The 13,577-nt window shown below is 64.4% G+C and carries 15 protein-coding genes; 7 read left to right on the top strand and 8 right to left on the bottom strand.

Going from position 1 to position 13,577, the window contains the following annotated elements:
* Positions 1–58: 58 nt before the first annotated feature.
* Complete coding sequence (locus PQU89_RS05435; RefSeq protein ID WP_272764964.1) at positions 59–733, bottom strand: hypothetical protein; 675 nt, start codon at positions 731–733, stop codon at positions 59–61.
* Between the two features lie 308 nt (positions 734–1,041).
* Here PQU89_RS05435 and PQU89_RS05430 point away from each other — a divergent pair, with 308 nt between their 5' ends.
* The 4 genes from PQU89_RS05430 to hflX all read left to right on the top strand — a co-directional run bounded on the left by PQU89_RS05430 (position 1,042) and on the right by hflX (position 4,886).
* Positions 1,042–1,464, top strand: a complete 423-nt coding sequence (locus PQU89_RS05430) for a LexA family protein (protein ID WP_272764963.1) — start codon at positions 1,042–1,044, stop codon at positions 1,462–1,464.
* Complete coding sequence (locus tag PQU89_RS05425) at positions 1,461–2,723, top strand: Y-family DNA polymerase (RefSeq protein WP_272764962.1); 1,263 nt, start codon at positions 1,461–1,463, stop codon at positions 2,721–2,723. The genes PQU89_RS05430 and PQU89_RS05425 overlap by 4 nt, the downstream gene beginning before the upstream one ends.
* A gap of 136 nt (positions 2,724–2,859) precedes the next feature.
* On the top strand, positions 2,860–3,096 hold the full coding sequence (locus tag PQU89_RS05420; protein ID WP_272764961.1) for a hypothetical protein: 237 nt from the start codon (positions 2,860–2,862) through the stop codon (positions 3,094–3,096).
* A 401-nt stretch (positions 3,097–3,497) separates the two neighbouring features.
* Positions 3,498–4,886, top strand: coding sequence for a GTPase HflX (hflX, locus tag PQU89_RS05415; protein ID WP_272764960.1), 1,389 nt, complete (start codon positions 3,498–3,500; stop codon positions 4,884–4,886).
* Between the two features lie 339 nt (positions 4,887–5,225).
* Here the strand turns inward: hflX and msrB are convergent, their stop codons facing one another.
* The 5 genes from msrB to PQU89_RS05390 form a co-directional block, all read right to left on the bottom strand.
* Positions 5,226–5,636 (bottom strand): peptide-methionine (R)-S-oxide reductase MsrB, encoded by a 411-nt coding sequence (gene msrB, locus PQU89_RS05410; protein WP_272764959.1) that lies wholly within the window; start codon positions 5,634–5,636, stop codon positions 5,226–5,228.
* Positions 5,637–5,709: 73 nt separating this feature from the next.
* Positions 5,710–6,345 carry a histidine phosphatase family protein gene (locus PQU89_RS05405; RefSeq protein ID WP_272757257.1) on the bottom strand — a complete coding sequence of 212 codons (636 nt, stop codon included), beginning with the start codon at positions 6,343–6,345 and terminating at the stop codon, positions 5,710–5,712.
* A gap of 12 nt (positions 6,346–6,357) precedes the next feature.
* On the bottom strand, positions 6,358–7,233 hold the full coding sequence (locus PQU89_RS05400) for an AEC family transporter (protein ID WP_272764958.1): 876 nt from the start codon (positions 7,231–7,233) through the stop codon (positions 6,358–6,360).
* A 120-nt stretch (positions 7,234–7,353) separates the two neighbouring features.
* Positions 7,354–8,703, bottom strand: coding sequence for a deoxyguanosinetriphosphate triphosphohydrolase (locus tag PQU89_RS05395; protein WP_272765005.1), 1,350 nt, complete (start codon positions 8,701–8,703; stop codon positions 7,354–7,356).
* Between the two features lie 111 nt (positions 8,704–8,814).
* Positions 8,815–9,696, bottom strand: a complete 882-nt coding sequence (locus PQU89_RS05390) for a hypothetical protein (protein ID WP_272764957.1) — start codon at positions 9,694–9,696, stop codon at positions 8,815–8,817.
* 341 nt (positions 9,697–10,037) lie between these two features.
* Between PQU89_RS05390 and PQU89_RS05385 the strand changes: the two genes are divergently transcribed.
* Both PQU89_RS05385 and PQU89_RS05380 read left to right on the top strand, forming a co-directional pair.
* The gene (locus tag PQU89_RS05385; RefSeq protein ID WP_272764956.1) at positions 10,038–10,520 is read left to right on the top strand and encodes an AtaL-like protein; all 483 of its coding nucleotides are present in this window, start codon (positions 10,038–10,040) and stop codon (positions 10,518–10,520) included.
* 115 nt (positions 10,521–10,635) lie between these two features.
* A complete protein-coding gene (locus tag PQU89_RS05380) occupies positions 10,636–11,211 on the top strand; it encodes a lysophospholipid acyltransferase family protein (RefSeq protein WP_272764955.1) in 576 nt (191 codons plus the stop codon).
* 55 nt (positions 11,212–11,266) lie between these two features.
* Here PQU89_RS05380 and PQU89_RS05375 read toward each other — a convergent pair whose 3' ends face one another.
* A complete protein-coding gene (locus PQU89_RS05375) occupies positions 11,267–11,833 on the bottom strand; it encodes a DUF1415 domain-containing protein (RefSeq protein WP_272764954.1) in 567 nt (188 codons plus the stop codon).
* A gap of 84 nt (positions 11,834–11,917) precedes the next feature.
* Positions 11,918–12,121, bottom strand: a complete 204-nt coding sequence (locus PQU89_RS05370) for a cold-shock protein (RefSeq protein ID WP_047965275.1) — start codon at positions 12,119–12,121, stop codon at positions 11,918–11,920.
* A gap of 330 nt (positions 12,122–12,451) precedes the next feature.
* Here PQU89_RS05370 and PQU89_RS05365 point away from each other — a divergent pair, with 330 nt between their 5' ends.
* Positions 12,452–13,561, top strand: coding sequence for an HD-GYP domain-containing protein (locus PQU89_RS05365; protein WP_272764953.1), 1,110 nt, complete (start codon positions 12,452–12,454; stop codon positions 13,559–13,561).
* Positions 13,562–13,577: the final 16 nt, after the last annotated feature.

The following is a 13,577-nucleotide window of genomic DNA, read 5'->3' as shown; positions in this document are numbered from 1 at the left end:
CTGGCAGCGCAAGCTTGGGCGCGGGTTTGCCGAACTGCTGCCATTGCAGAATATCAGTTTAGCTACTCGCCAGCTTGTGACTAGGCTGACTGCTGAGGTGGCCGAGCACGATCACCCGCGCCAGCCCGAGGTTGGCTGCCTGCCAGGCGTCGGACTTGGCCAGTGGCGGCTGGCGATGCAGGATCTCCAGCGCCAGCCGCAGGCAACCCACTGCCTGCTGGCAGTCCTGCTGGGCCTGCACCGACAGCAGGTTCTTGCGCTGGCGGCTGCCCTGACGGCGGTCGTAACCGGCGGCGGGGGCGGCATTCTGCCTGCTGGCTTCGCCCTGGCGACGGTAGAGGCGGTAGGGCAGCGGCCAGTCGTCTACCGGCGCCATCTCGCGCCCGGTCAGCTCGCCAATCACCTGCTCCAGTTCCTGCACCAGCGCCGTGGTTTCCTCGGTCACCGCCCGTGACAGGCTGCCGCCGAGCATGACCTTTTCGCGCAGCAGCAGGCTGCGGCGCAGCACGAAGGCCAGCTTGCCTTCCGCCAGTGCCCAGGCATCGGCCTCGTTGCCCAGGCTGGCGCGTTTGTGCAACGCATCCAGCCAGTGCGCCCACGCCAGATACTCCGCCCCCAGTTGCGGTCGGGTGAGGGCGACAGAGGGCGGCGCGCTGGCAAGCGGCGGCGTGGCGTGCGGCCACGACGAGCCGCTGCCAAAGCTGACGAACTGTTTGCGCCGAACCGGCTTCATGCCTGTCTCCGTTGCGGGCTAGATAGTTGATTTATAGGCGCTTTGACGCGGTGCGTTGTTGCGGCTGCTGGCGGCGGCAGGGGCGGGCAGTGCCCACCATGGTGCGCTGTGCGGCCGGTGGAGTGAACAAGGTTGGCCGCAGGCGGGGTGCGGCAGCGTGATGGCTGGCGCGATGTCGGTCTGCGGCGGCGGTTCTCTCGCTCTCCGGCCATGGGTAGTGGGAGGGGCTGCTTGCCGCACGGCAACAGCAGGCTTTGCAGTTTATTTGAAATCGTACACAATCAAAAGATCGATTATGGAGAGCCAGCATGCAGCTTTATCTACCGGTCGCGGCACCGTTGCCGCAGAGCGTGCCGCTGTTCGGTGTCAGCGTGCCGGCCGGTTTTCCGTCGCCGGCCGACGACTACAAGGACAGCCTGCTGGATCTCAACCGTTACCTGATCCGTGACGCGGCGTCCTCGTTCATGGTGCGGGTAAGTGGTGATTCCATGGCTGATGCCGGCATCCATCATGGTGATCTGCTGGTGGTCGATCGCGGCCTGCCGCCGCTGCACGGCCACATCGTACTGGCCGCCATCGACGGTGCGTTCACCGTCAAACGCCTGCACCGCCGCGATGGCCGCGTGGCGCTGCTGGCGGAGAATGCCGCCTATGCGCCGCTGGAGCTGGGCGGCGAGCAGGAGCTGTGCATCTGGGGCGTGGTCACCGCCTGCGTGAAGCGCTTCACATGAGTACCTTTGCACTGGTCGACGGCAACAGCTTCTACACCTCGTGCGAGCGGGTGTTCCGTCCTGATCTGGCCGGCAAGCCCATCATTGTGCTCAGCAATAACGACGGCTGCGTCGTCGCGCGCTCGGCCGAGGCCAAGGCACTCGGTATCGACGCCTTCCTGCCGTACTACCAGGTCGCGGCACAGTGCCGCCGCCACGGTGTGGCGGTGTTTTCCAGCAATTACGCGCTATATGGCGACATGTCGCAACGGATGATGCAGGTGGTGGCGCGCTGGGGCATCGAACAGGAAATCTACTCCATCGACGAGAGCTTCATCACTCTCGACGGCATCCCCGAGCTGCGCCACCACGCGGCCGGCCTGCGCGCCGACGTGTTGCAGCGCGTCGGCATCCCTACCTGTGTCGGCATAGGCCGCAGCAAGACGCTGGCCAAGCTGGCCAACAGCGTGGCCAAGACCCATCCGCGCTGCAACGGCGTGTTCGCCTGGGACTGGCTTGCGCGCGACTGGCAGGAAAAGCTGCTGGCAAGGTTGGCCGCAAGCCGGGTCTGGGGCGTGGGCCGGCGCAGCGCGGACAAGCTCGCCCGTCTCGGTATCCACAGCGCGCTGGACTTGCAGCGTGCCGCGCCGCAGTTGATCCAGCGCCATTTCGGCATCGTGCTGGAGCGTACCGTGGCCGAGCTGAACGGGGTGTCCTGTCTCGAGCTGGACGACATCGCCGCACCACGGCAGCAGCTGATCTCGTCGCGCTCGTTTGCGCGCGCGGTGAGCGAGCTGCCCACGCTGGCGGCGGCGGTCACCCATCACGCCACCCGCGTCGGCGAGAAACTTCGCCAGCAGCGCAGCGTGGCGCAGCTGGTCGGCGTCAGTATCCGTGGCAACCCATTTGGCGACGCGCCGCCGCAGCGCGGCTGGACGGTGGTGCCGCTGTCCGGCCCCGCCGCCGACACCTTTGTGCTGGTCAAGGCGGCACTGGCCGGGCTGGAGGCGATCTACCTGCCCGGCCATGGCTACAAGAAGGCGGGCGTGGTGCTGTTGGGCATAAGCGCCGCCCAGGCGCGGCAGCCGGACCTGTTTGCCGTCAGTACCGATCCACGGCGCGCCGCTTTGCTGCAAACGCTGGATAAGGTAAACCGCCACTATGGCAGCGGCACGCTGCGACTGGCGTCGGAAGCGGTCAGCGCGGGCTGGCAGATGCGGCAGGCGCAACGCTCGCCGCGCTGGACCACCTGCTGGGACGAGTTGCCGGTGGTCAGCTAGCGCTCGCATCGTGGCATAACAGACATCACGCTACCGCTGCAGCCGGCACGGCGGCGGCTTGCTAGAATCGGCCGATGAACCATTTTAATCTCTTCGGGCGGCCATGCACGGCGCCCGTTCCGGCGGAGGGCCGGTCATGAACGGCTGGGGCGACGCGGTGCAGTACCGTCTGCTGACCACCGCGGCCGGCGAACAGTTCTCCGTGCCGGAGTACATCCTGCGGCTAGAGGGTGCCGCGGCGAGTGGCTGGCAGCTGCGTTACGGCGAATGGACCGACTACGCCGATGTCGCCGGCGATGCGGCGGGTACGGCCAAGGCACTGGCGCTGGCGATCGAGGAAATGACCGCGCGCATCGAGTATCGCGGCAAGTAGCGCCCCGACCGTGGCCGGCCAATGACCTGGCGGCCGCGATGAGCGGTGGCGTCAACCTCTGGCGGCCTTTCTGGCGAATATCTTTACCTTGCGCCATGTCGCACTGGTGCCGAAGCACGGGCCACTGACAAAGCCAGCTCGGGTTGCAAGGCGATGGGCAGGTAAAGAAGAGCGGGGTATGACTGCATCTTCTCGTCTCGGTGGCGATTCTCATCGGCGCTGCCAAATTGTCATTGATGAAGGAACAGCGTCGGCTTATGAAGCCTGTGCGCGCCAAGTGGGACTCTCTCCACGCGCGTCCGGATTTGATGGCTAGCGATTGCCTGCCACGCATTCGGGCAACGGACGGTGCCATTTGTGAGTACTATCTGGGCTCGCCATCAAGTTAAAGCAATCTGCACATGCAAACAGAAGTCAAAGAGAAGCCCCGCTACGCCCTGGTGGCATCGGTCCAGTTGCCGGATGTCAGTGATGTCGAGTTCGAGGCGTCGCTCGCCGAACTGAGCGAACTGGCCAAGACGCTGGGTTTTCAGGTGGTGCAGACCTTTGTGCAAAAGCGCAGCAGCTTCGACCGCACCGCCTATCTGGGCGTGGGCAAGCTGGAAGAAGTCAGCACGTTCGTCAATCGCGGCGTCTGCAGCGGCGATCTGGAAGCCGGCTCGCCAGCGCTGGAGTCCGATACCGTCGAGTTCGACGTGTTGCTGGTGGATCACGAAATCTCGCCGTCGCAGGCACGCAATCTGGAGCTGGCCGTGGGGTGCCCGGTGATGGACCGCACCATGGTCATTCTGGAGATTTTCCATCGCAATGCCCGCTCGCGCGCGGCACGTGCGCAGGTGGAAATCGCCCGCCTCGGCTACATGGCCCCGCGCCTGCGCGAAGCGGCCAAGCTGGCCGGTCCGCAAGGCCGGCAGCGTAGCGGCATGGGTGGGCGTGGTGCCGGTGAATCGCATACCGAGCTGGACCGTCGCAAGGTGCGAGACCGCATCGCCGAGCTGCAACGCGAAATCATCGCCATGGAGCTGGAGCGCAAGACCCAGCGCGCACGCCGTCTGGAACGTCAGGGTCTGGGCTTGGGCGGCGTGTCGCTGGTGGGCTATACCAATGCCGGCAAGTCCACGCTGATGCGGGCGCTGACCGGTAGCGAGGTGCTGGTGGCCAACAAGCTGTTCGCCACGCTGGACACCACGGTGCGTGCCCTCTACCCGGAAAGCGTGCCACGCGTGCTGGTCAGCGATACCGTCGGCTTCATCAAGAACCTGCCTCACGGACTGGTGGCCTCTTTCAAGTCGACGCTGGAAGAAGCGCTGGATGCGGCACTGTTGCTGCACGTGATTGATGCCAGTGATCCCGGTTTCCTGCGCCAGCTGGAGGTGACCGACGAAGTGCTGCAGGAAATCGGTGCCGACGAGGTGCCGCGCATTCGCGTGTTCAACAAGATCGACCATGTCGGAGATGAAGCCGAGCAGGCTGCCTGGACTACCGAACTGCAGCAGCGCTATCCGGGCTGCGTGGTGATGAGTGCGCGTCGTCCGGAGGAGGTGGCCAGCCTGCACGCGACCATCGTTTCCTTCTTCCAGCAGGATCTGGTGGAAGACGAGCTGCTGCTGCCGTGGTCGGCGCAACAGCTGCGCGGTGACATCTACAGCCATTGCCAGGTGCTGGAAGAGCGTGCCGAGGAAGACGGCAGCTGGTTCCGCGTGCGTGGCGAACCGGAAAAACTGCGCAGTCTGCGCGAGCAGCTCAATCCGGGCGTGCAGGGCAGGGAAAAGGAATACTGGGAAGTCTGAGGCGCGATCGCGGCGCAGCCTGAGCCCGGCCGGCCTTGTTGCATGAACCGGATTCGGCGTGCAAAGCCGCTTTCCCTGGTGCGTAGCGCCGGTGCAGGCGCTGAATCGCTGCCCATGGGCCTTCACGGTGCGCAGTCATCGTTGCACGGGCCTGTTCAAGGGTATTCAACATGGGGAAGGGACCGCGGCGGGCTGGCCGCGATGCCTTACCGAATCGGCGTCAGGCGCAACAAACCATGGTCTTGATGTGTTGGCTAGGGCTCGGTGCGGAGAAATGACGCGTGCGCCATTTGCGGCATTTCATTATCTCCGCTTCGCGCTGGCACTATCCCTGCGTTGCTACAGTTCGGCCTGCTCGTTGGCGATGAAGTACAGCGACACGGAATTGATGCAGAAGCGCTCGCCGCTGGGGGGCGGGCCGTCATCGAAGACATGGCCTAGGTGGGCGTCGCAGCGGTTGCAGCGCACTTCGGTGCGGGTCATGCCGTGGCTGGTGTCGCGGATGCGGCGGATGCTGCCCTTGACGGCTTCTTCCCAGAAGCTGGGCCAGCCGCAGCCGGCGTCGAATTTGGTGGTGGATTCGAACAGCAAAGCGTCGCAGCACACGCAGTGGTAATTGCCGACCTGGCTGTGCAGGTAGTAATCACCGCTGAACGGGCGCTCGGTGCCGGCCTCGCGGGTGACATAGTATTGTTCCGGCGTGAGGATGGCGCGCCATTCGGCCGGGGTCTTGAAAAGCTTGTCGGGCATGATGAATCTCCTTTGCGGCCAACCTTGGGGACTTCTTGAGCACTGGCTGATAGTCGCGCCGGAGGCGGTTTTCTTACAGCTCGTCCAGGGTTTGTGCCAGATGGCGCTGGTCGGCCCATTCGATGATAGACCATTGCGCGGCATCGACGCCCAGCCAGTTGAGCGCGGCATTGGGGATCGGCACCGCACGCTGCGCCGTCAGCGGCTGGCCGCTGGCCAGGCGGTAGGCCATGTCCAGCACCCCGCCGTGGGAGACCAGCAGGATGCTCTGGCCGTGGTGTTCCGCCGCCAGCCGTGCCAGCGCGTGGTGCACGCGCGCGGAGAACGCCAGCAGGCTTTCGCCGCCGCCCAGGTCGTGCGCCGGTTCGCGCTGGCTGTAGCCGTGCCAGGCGTGCGGCTGCTGGCTCGGCCCCTGATCGAGGGTGACGCCCTGCAAGGCGCCGAAGTGGCGCTCACGCAGCTCCGGCAGGGCGGACACCGCCAGCCCCAGCTGCTGCGCGATCGGCGCCGCGGTGCTGGCGGCGCGTTGCAGGTCGCTGCTGTACAGCGCGGCAAACGGGTGGGCGGCCTGCTTGAGGGCGGCGGCGAGGCGGGTAGCCTGCTGCCGGCCGTTGTCGTTCAGCGGGATATCCAGCTGGCCTTGCAGGCGCCGTTCGGCGTTCCAGTCGGTTTCGCCGTGACGAACCAGGCAGATGCGGGTAACGGTCATGTCGGTGGCACTCTAGCGCAAGGCAAAGGCCAAGCCTAACGGCACAAACAGCAGGCTGGCAAGGTTGCCGATCAGCACGATGGACGCCATGCGTTCCGGCTCCTGCTGGTACAGCTCGGCCATCAGGAAATTCAGCACCGCCGGCGGCAGTGCGCCGAACAGCACCACCAGCGCCGTCTGCTCCGGCGCCAGCTGCAGCAGCGGGATCGCCAGCGCGGCACTGGCCAGGCCGGTCAGCGGGCACAGCACGGCGCCGAGCAGGCCGACGCGCCAGCCGGCAAGGCTGACATCCACCATGCGCACACCCAGCGCGAACAGCATCAGCGGAATGGTCATCTCGCCCAGCATCTTGATGCCGGCCATCAGCCACCCCGGCAGGGCAATGCCGCTCAGGCCAAAGACAAGACCGAGCAGGGTGGCGATCACGATCGGGTTGCGGCGCAGCCCGGCCAGGCTGGTGTGATGGCTGAAAATGAAGGCGCCGAGGGTGAAGTGCAGCAGGTTGGAGACGATGAACAGCACTACGAAGGCCTGGAAGCCCTGTTGACCGAAGGCCAGCAGCGCCAGCGGCAGACCCATGTTGCCGCAGTTGTTGAACATCATTGCCGGCAGCAGGGTGCGCGGGTCGATGCGGCACAGCCGCGCCACCGGCCAGCTCAGCACGCCGGACAGCAGCACGATCAGTGCCGCGGCCGGCACCAGCTTCCAGTGCGCCAGCAGGTCGAAATCCTTGGCCGCCAGTGCAGAAAACACCAGCAGCGGCACACAGACGTCCATGTTCAGCTTGTTGGCGGCGCGCATGTCCGGGCGCACGCGGCGCGCGTACACGCCGCCGATCAGCACGATGACCAGTACCGGCAGGATGATGGTAAGGATGCGTTCGAACATGGACGGACTCGCGAGGGTGGGGCAAACATTGTGGCGCAGCGCCCGGACACCGTGTGCGAGGGTAAACCCTTGTGTGGGGCGCTGCTGGCAGAACAGCGTGTTCTGCCAGCGATGGCGGAATTACAGGATGCCGACCCCGGAGATTTCGCGGGCAAGGTTGGCCGCATAGTTGTCGGTCATGGCGCCGACATAGTCCAGTACCTGCATGTAGGCGTGGTACAGCCCCTGTTCGGCGTGCAGTGGAGCGGGCAGCAGGTTCAGCGCCAGCTGGTGGCGGGCGCTGAGCGCGTCTTCGCCCTGGGTCAGGTAGGTGTGGATCGCCGGCACCAGCACGTCCAGCACCGTGCCGATGCAGGGGTAGGACGCCAGCTCGGTGACCAGCTTGGTGCGGTGGCGGTACACCTTGTGGCTGGCAAGTAACTTGGCGGCGAGTAGGGTTTCCTTGATCTGCGGCGCGCAGACGTCGATCAGGTCCTTGCCGGGGAAGCTGCCGCGCAGCAGGGTGTCCTGATGCACCATGAACTTCTCGGCGACCTCGGCGACGCAGCGGCCGATGGCGATGCCGCGCAGCATCGCGCACTTCTGGCGTGGATCGTCGGTGTGCCACAGGCGCTCGGTTTCGCCGAAGTGGCTGAACAGCGCCTCGAACTCGCGCACGTCGAGAATGCCGATTTCCACCGCGTCTTCCAGGTCGAGAATGGCGTAGCAGATGTCGTCGGCGGCCTCCATCAGATAGGACAGCGGGTGACGCGCCCACTCGTGCGCGCCCTTGCGGATCAGCCCCAGTTCGGCGGCGACATGCTCGAAGTAGGCCAGCTCGGTGCGGTAGATGTTGAACTTGCCGCGCGCCTGCGCACGCGGCGCGTCCGAGGTCCACGGGTACTTGATCAGCGCGCCGAGCGCGGCAGAGGTCAGCCGCATGCCGCCTTCGCTGCCATACATCTCCAGGCTGGCGACCATGCGCAGGCCATGGGCATTGCCTTCGTAGGTCTGGATGTCGGCCTGTTCCGCCGCGGACAGGCCGTGCAGCAGGTGGGCATGTCGCGGGTCACGGAACCATTCGCGCAGCGCGTCTTCGCCTGTATGGCCAAACGGCGGGTTGCCGATGTCGTGGGCCAGGCAGGCGACCTGCACCACGCTGCCGATATCGAACGGCGTGTAGCCGGCCGGCAGCAGCTCGGCGTGCTGCATCATGGCGCCGACGCGGTTGCCGAGACTGCGGCCAACGCTGGCGACTTCCACGCTGTGGGTGAGGCGGTTGTGGGTGTGGTCGTGGCTGGCCAGCGGGTGCACCTGGGTCTTGCGCCCGAGGCGGCGGAAGGCGCTGGAAAACACCAGCCGGTCGTGGTCGATGTGAAAGTCGCTGCGCAGGCCTGCCGCGGCCTCCAGCGTGGCGGGCGCCTGCGACGCCAGCACCTTGCCGGCCTGCAGTTTGAAACGGCGGGTGGAAAGCAGTGCTTCCCAGTTCATTACATGATCAGTCACGGCGGCATGGTCCTTGGGGTCGGCAGGCAGGGCGACCGTGCGGTCGCCATGCTCCGATCATGCCAGAAACGCGGGGGGCGTGCAGGCGGGGCCGCCTCAGTCGACCAGCAGGCTGCGGCCGGAGCGGGCCGGTTTCTTGGCCAGCGGGATGTCGTAGCCGATCATGAACAGTGCGGCCTCGACACGGCGCAGACCGGCGTCGCCCTTGCACCAGTCGCTGCTGGCGGCGTCGCAGGCGGCACCCAGCACCCAGCCGGCGCGGATTTTCCATTCGGCGTGGAAGCGGCTGCGATTGGCCAGTTGCTTGAAGTGCAGCAGCTCGGTGCTGGGGTTGCGGTTCATGGTGGATGCGCCCGGCGCCCACGGGAAGCACAGGTTCGGGTCCAGCAGCAGGCGGTTCTTTTCGCAGAACTGGCGCACCAGATAGCCCAGCGCGGCGCCGGTGCGGCCGTCATAAGCCAGCAATTGCGGCGCGGCCAGGGTGTACACTTTGGTGAAGCCGGCGTTCATGCGCAGCTCGCCGTCGAAGGCGCTGCAATCCGGTGTGTCGCTGGCGAAAATGGCCAGGCTGCGCTGCAGCTTGGCGGCAAGGTTGGCCGCATGGCTGCGAGCCCAGTCGCGGTTCAGGGTGTAAAGCTTGATCACCTTGCCGCCGGATGCCCACAGCAGGGTGTCGTCGATGATGTCGACCAGCGCGTCGTGTTGCTGGCTCAGCGCCAGGCTCAGCCGTTCGCGCAACGACTGCTGGATCGCCAGATGCTGGTCGTAGTGGCGGCCATTCCAGTAAAAACGCTGGAAGGCCTGCTGCAGGGTGTCGGCACGGAAGGCGCGGTCGTAACCATCCGGCAGGATCTTGTCGCGGATGTAGAACTGGTGTTCGCCAAACGCCTCGCCATCCAGCCAGCTGGCCAGCTGGGCCACAAACTGGCTGACGCTGGCATTGCCGAGGTACGACGCTTTTTGTAATGGTGCAATCATGGGAAGAAGCGAACCCGTGTCTCGATGTTGGTGTGGGGTTGATCTTCTGTGCCGCTATGGCCGGCCGCTGCGGTTGATGGCCGGCTGGCTGGCGCCACAACATGGCCTTATGGGCATGCTCTGTTATGGCATAGCGTATGCAATTAAAGCATGCCTAAATGCTTATTTAATGGCGTTATCGGGATTGCTTAATAATGTGTAATTAATCGCTTTAAGCTGCTGTGTTGTTTGATTAAAGAATGCGCTGTGTGCCGGCTTTTTATGTTGCGAAATTGCAACCAAGCTACAATGGCCGGCATCAGAACATCACCGGCGAAACCGCCACTGTGAGGATTGTTGTCATGCAGTTTGAACATTTGATTCGCATCTCTCCCGCCGATAGCAGCCAGGCGCCGGCGCTGACCCGGCAGCAGCTGTGGCTGGGGCTGGTATTGCGCGCCGAGCTGCCGATGCAGTTCGACGAAAACATCACCAGCGCCCGCATCGTGGCGCGCGAGGGCAGTGTCTGGCAGCGCGAAATCGCCTTCGGCACACTGATCGTGCAAGAGCGTATCGAGCTGGAGCTGGAGCAGGAGGTGCGCTACCACGCGCAGGCCACGGAGCTGCATCCGGGCGGCTCGCGCATCATGCGCATCGAGGAGCCGGAGCCGGGCGTGCTGTTCGTGCGCTTCATCTACGACATGTCGGCGCTGACCGCGAATGCCAGCGAAGCGGAACTGGCGCGCCTGTTGCCCTACGTTAAGTCGGCATACCAGCAGGCGGACATGGATACCGCCGAGCGCATCATCGAGCTGATCGTCTCCGGGCAACTGACGTCGCAATAAGCCTGTGCCGCGACACATGGTGTACACTCTCGCCCTCTTTGCGCCGGCCACCCTGGTGGCCGGCAAGCTGATCGGATTGCGCTAGCCCCTGCGGTTATCGCATTTGGGGCGTTGCATGCACTACACCATTTTCGATACGCCGGTCGTGCGTACCCTTTGTCGCTGGTTCTCCGTCGCCACCCTGCGCCTGCTCGGCTGGCGGCTGGACGGCGATTTTCCCCGCCTGCAGAAGTACGTGCTGATCGGTGCGCCGCACACCAGCAACTGGGATTTTCCGCTCACCCTGATGTTCTGCTTTGCCGCCCGTGCCCGGATCTACTGGATGGGCAAGCACACCCTGTTCAGCGGGCCGTTCGGGCCGCTGATGCGCTGGCTGGGTGGTGTGGCGGTTGACCGTCGCCAGAACAATTCGCTGGTGGAGCAGATGGTGGCCGAGTTCCGCCAGCGTGACGCGCTGGTGCTGGCGGTGCCGCCGGAGGGCACCCGTGGCCGGGTGACGGAGTGGAAGAGCGGTTTCTATTACATCGCGCAGGGCGCCGGCGTGCCGATTGCGCTGGCGTATCTCGATTACCCCACCAAACGTGGCGGCATCTTGGCGCTGAATCAGCCTGGCGGCGATATCGCGGCGGACATGCCGCAGATCCGCGCCTTTTACCGCGACATCACCGGCAGGCACCCGCACAAGCAGTAAGCGGCGCCACCGGCGGGCGGAAATGAAAAAACATCACGCTAGGCGTGATGTTTTTTTATGGCTTCTTGCGCTCGGGGCCGACGTCCAATGCCGCCCAGCCGGCGTGTCCCAGCTCTTCCAGTACTTCGATATTGCGCTCGAAGATCGCCTCCGCCTCCGGAAAGGCCTCTACTGCCCGCGCGATGCTGCTTTCGCGAATCAGGTGCAGTGTCGGGTAGGGTGAGCGGTTGGTGAAGTTGCCGATATCGTTGACGGTGGTGTCGGCAAACTGGAATTTCGGGTGGAAGCTGGCGACCTGGATTTCGCCTTCCAGGCCCATATCGGCCACCGCGGCATCGACGATTTCCAGGAAGTCGTTGAAATCGAGAAAACGCTGCAGCGTGTGCGGGTGCACCAGCAGGGTGGTGTCGATTTCCTGCGGGTCAGTTTCCTGCAGCAGGCGCAGTTCCAGCATCAGCTGTTCCAGCAGGGTGGCCGGATCGCGTGCCTCGCTGACGATGATGCGCACCTGGTTCTTGACGTAGACCGACTTGGCAAACGGGCACAGGTTCAGCCCGATGACGGCGTTTTCCAGCCAGCGGCGAGTTGCATCAAGAAAGACGTCTTGGTCGTTGGTGTTCATGGCAGTGCCTTGCGCGCAGTAACAAAACAAAAAACCCGGACATGATCCGGGTTTTTTTCGGCTTTCGTTCAGCCAGCGGCAGAATTATTCTGGCTGGATGTTGGAAGCTTGCTTGCCCTTAGGGCCGTCAACGATGTCGAAGCTTACGCGCTGGTTTTCAGCCAGAGTGCGGAAGCCTTTGGAGTTGATCTGGGAGAAGTGAGCGAAAACGTCGTCACCGCCGTTGTCTGGAGTGATGAAGCCGAAGCCCTTGGAGTCGTTAAACCATTTAACGGTACCGGTTGCCATGTTCTGTTCCCTTTGGAGAATAGGTAAATTGAGAAAAGCGCATGTCAATCAAGAGAAATGACAAACTGTGGTACGGGCAGGGCCACTACAACAACTGACAGATCACATCTTGAAAAACTGCAGAACGCAGTCTGCCTGTTGGTGCCGTCCTCGGCAAGTGTTTTTTGGCATGCGGGGAGAAAATTGTCGGAAATCCGGGGCGGAAGGCGGCAATCATTGCGTCTGGTCAAGCTTTGGCGGCGCGTTGCCGCCGGCTATGGCACATTGGCCTGTCATTGGCTATACAGCATCGATAAGCCAAACAAGACCGACATTCTCCGGGGGCGTGGCGTGACCAATTTACCTGCGTATTACCGCATCGAAGACGAAGAAAGCTTTACCGATTTCCAGAATGCGCTGGAGGACTACGCGCCGCGGATCGCCCATCTGCTGACTGCCCTGCGGCAAAAACCGGGCGACACGGCGCTGCTGGGCGAACTGATGCGCCTGCTGCACACTATCAAGGGCGATGCCGGGCTGTGCCGGCTGGGTTTCGTGGCGCCCTTGCTGCACGGCATGGAGGAAGTGCTGGTACGGGTGCGCAGCGGCGAGCTGCTGTTCAGCTACAACATCGAGCAGGTGCTGTTTCTGGCGCTGGACCGGTTGGAGTTGCTGATGCAGACGCTAGAGCTGCACAGCGAGGCGACGCTGGCCGACTTTCACCTGCTGTGCCATGAGCTGACGCAGGTCGCGCAAACGGCGCCGGCGGCGCTGGACGGTGCCATCGCCCACCTGATCGAGACGGTGACCGGCTACAAGCCGGTGGTGCCGTATCAGGCCGATGCCCGTGCCGCCGCACTCAGTGCCAGCCAGCGCGATGACCTGCGCCTGTTCCACCAGCTGGCGATGCAGTTCGAACAGCGTTCGCTGCTGTTCCAGGGGCGTACCGAGCGCAACCTGCTGCTGGCGCGCGCCTGCAACGAGGCGGCTGGTTTCGCAGTCAACCCGCTGCAACTGGAGGCGGCGATCTACCTCCATGATCTGGGCATGATGTTCCTGCCTGAAGCGCTGTGGCTGAAACAGGGGCGCTTGAGCGAGGAGGAGCGGGCGCAGCTGGTGCATCACCCGCAGTGGGGCGCCGACCTGCTGGCGCGGATGGCGGGCTGGGAAGAGGCGACGCTGATGGTGCGCCAGCATCACGAGCGGCTGGACGGCAAGGGCTATCCGGCCGGGCTGGGCGGCGACAGCATTTGCGACGGCGCGCGGCTGATCGCGATCGTCGACGCGTTCGAGGCGGTGATCCTCAAGCACAGCCAGCGGCAGCAAGTCCGTTCGCTGCTGCGCGCGGTGGCGGAGCTGAATGCCTGCGAGTCGCAGTTCGACCGGCGCTGGATCGGCCATTTCAATGCCGTGGTGCACCAGCGCATTGCCAGTGGCGAAGGCTTGCCGCACATCCGCTAGTCGTGGAGTGCTGACG

Origin of the sequence: Vogesella indigofera (genome assembly GCF_028548395.1) — a bacterium.
Classification (GTDB): Bacteria; Pseudomonadota; Gammaproteobacteria; order Burkholderiales; family Chromobacteriaceae; genus Vogesella; species Vogesella indigofera_A.
Note: the sequence above shows the minus strand (reverse complement) of the source record. Positions and strands in the feature narration are given on the sequence as shown.

Coding starts and splice junctions, on each gene's coding strand:
- PQU89_RS05435 (WP_272764964.1), bottom strand. CDS start 733: ATGAAGCCGGTTCGGCGCAAACAGTTCGTCAGCTTTGGCAGCGGCTCG.
- PQU89_RS05430 (WP_272764963.1), top strand. CDS start 1,042: ATGCAGCTTTATCTACCGGTCGCGGCACCGTTGCCGCAGAGCGTGCCG.
- PQU89_RS05425 (WP_272764962.1), top strand. CDS start 1,461: ATGAGTACCTTTGCACTGGTCGACGGCAACAGCTTCTACACCTCGTGC.
- PQU89_RS05420 (WP_272764961.1), top strand. CDS start 2,860: ATGAACGGCTGGGGCGACGCGGTGCAGTACCGTCTGCTGACCACCGCG.
- hflX (WP_272764960.1), top strand. CDS start 3,498: ATGCAAACAGAAGTCAAAGAGAAGCCCCGCTACGCCCTGGTGGCATCG.
- msrB (WP_272764959.1), bottom strand. CDS start 5,636: ATGCCCGACAAGCTTTTCAAGACCCCGGCCGAATGGCGCGCCATCCTC.
- PQU89_RS05405 (WP_272757257.1), bottom strand. CDS start 6,345: ATGACCGTTACCCGCATCTGCCTGGTTCGTCACGGCGAAACCGACTGG.
- PQU89_RS05400 (WP_272764958.1), bottom strand. CDS start 7,233: ATGTTCGAACGCATCCTTACCATCATCCTGCCGGTACTGGTCATCGTG.
- PQU89_RS05395 (WP_272765005.1), bottom strand. CDS start 8,703: ATGAACTGGGAAGCACTGCTTTCCACCCGCCGTTTCAAACTGCAGGCC.
- PQU89_RS05390 (WP_272764957.1), bottom strand. CDS start 9,696: ATGATTGCACCATTACAAAAAGCGTCGTACCTCGGCAATGCCAGCGTC.
- PQU89_RS05385 (WP_272764956.1), top strand. CDS start 10,038: ATGCAGTTTGAACATTTGATTCGCATCTCTCCCGCCGATAGCAGCCAG.
- PQU89_RS05380 (WP_272764955.1), top strand. CDS start 10,636: ATGCACTACACCATTTTCGATACGCCGGTCGTGCGTACCCTTTGTCGC.
- PQU89_RS05375 (WP_272764954.1), bottom strand. CDS start 11,833: ATGAACACCAACGACCAAGACGTCTTTCTTGATGCAACTCGCCGCTGG.
- PQU89_RS05370 (WP_047965275.1), bottom strand. CDS start 12,121: ATGGCAACCGGTACCGTTAAATGGTTTAACGACTCCAAGGGCTTCGGC.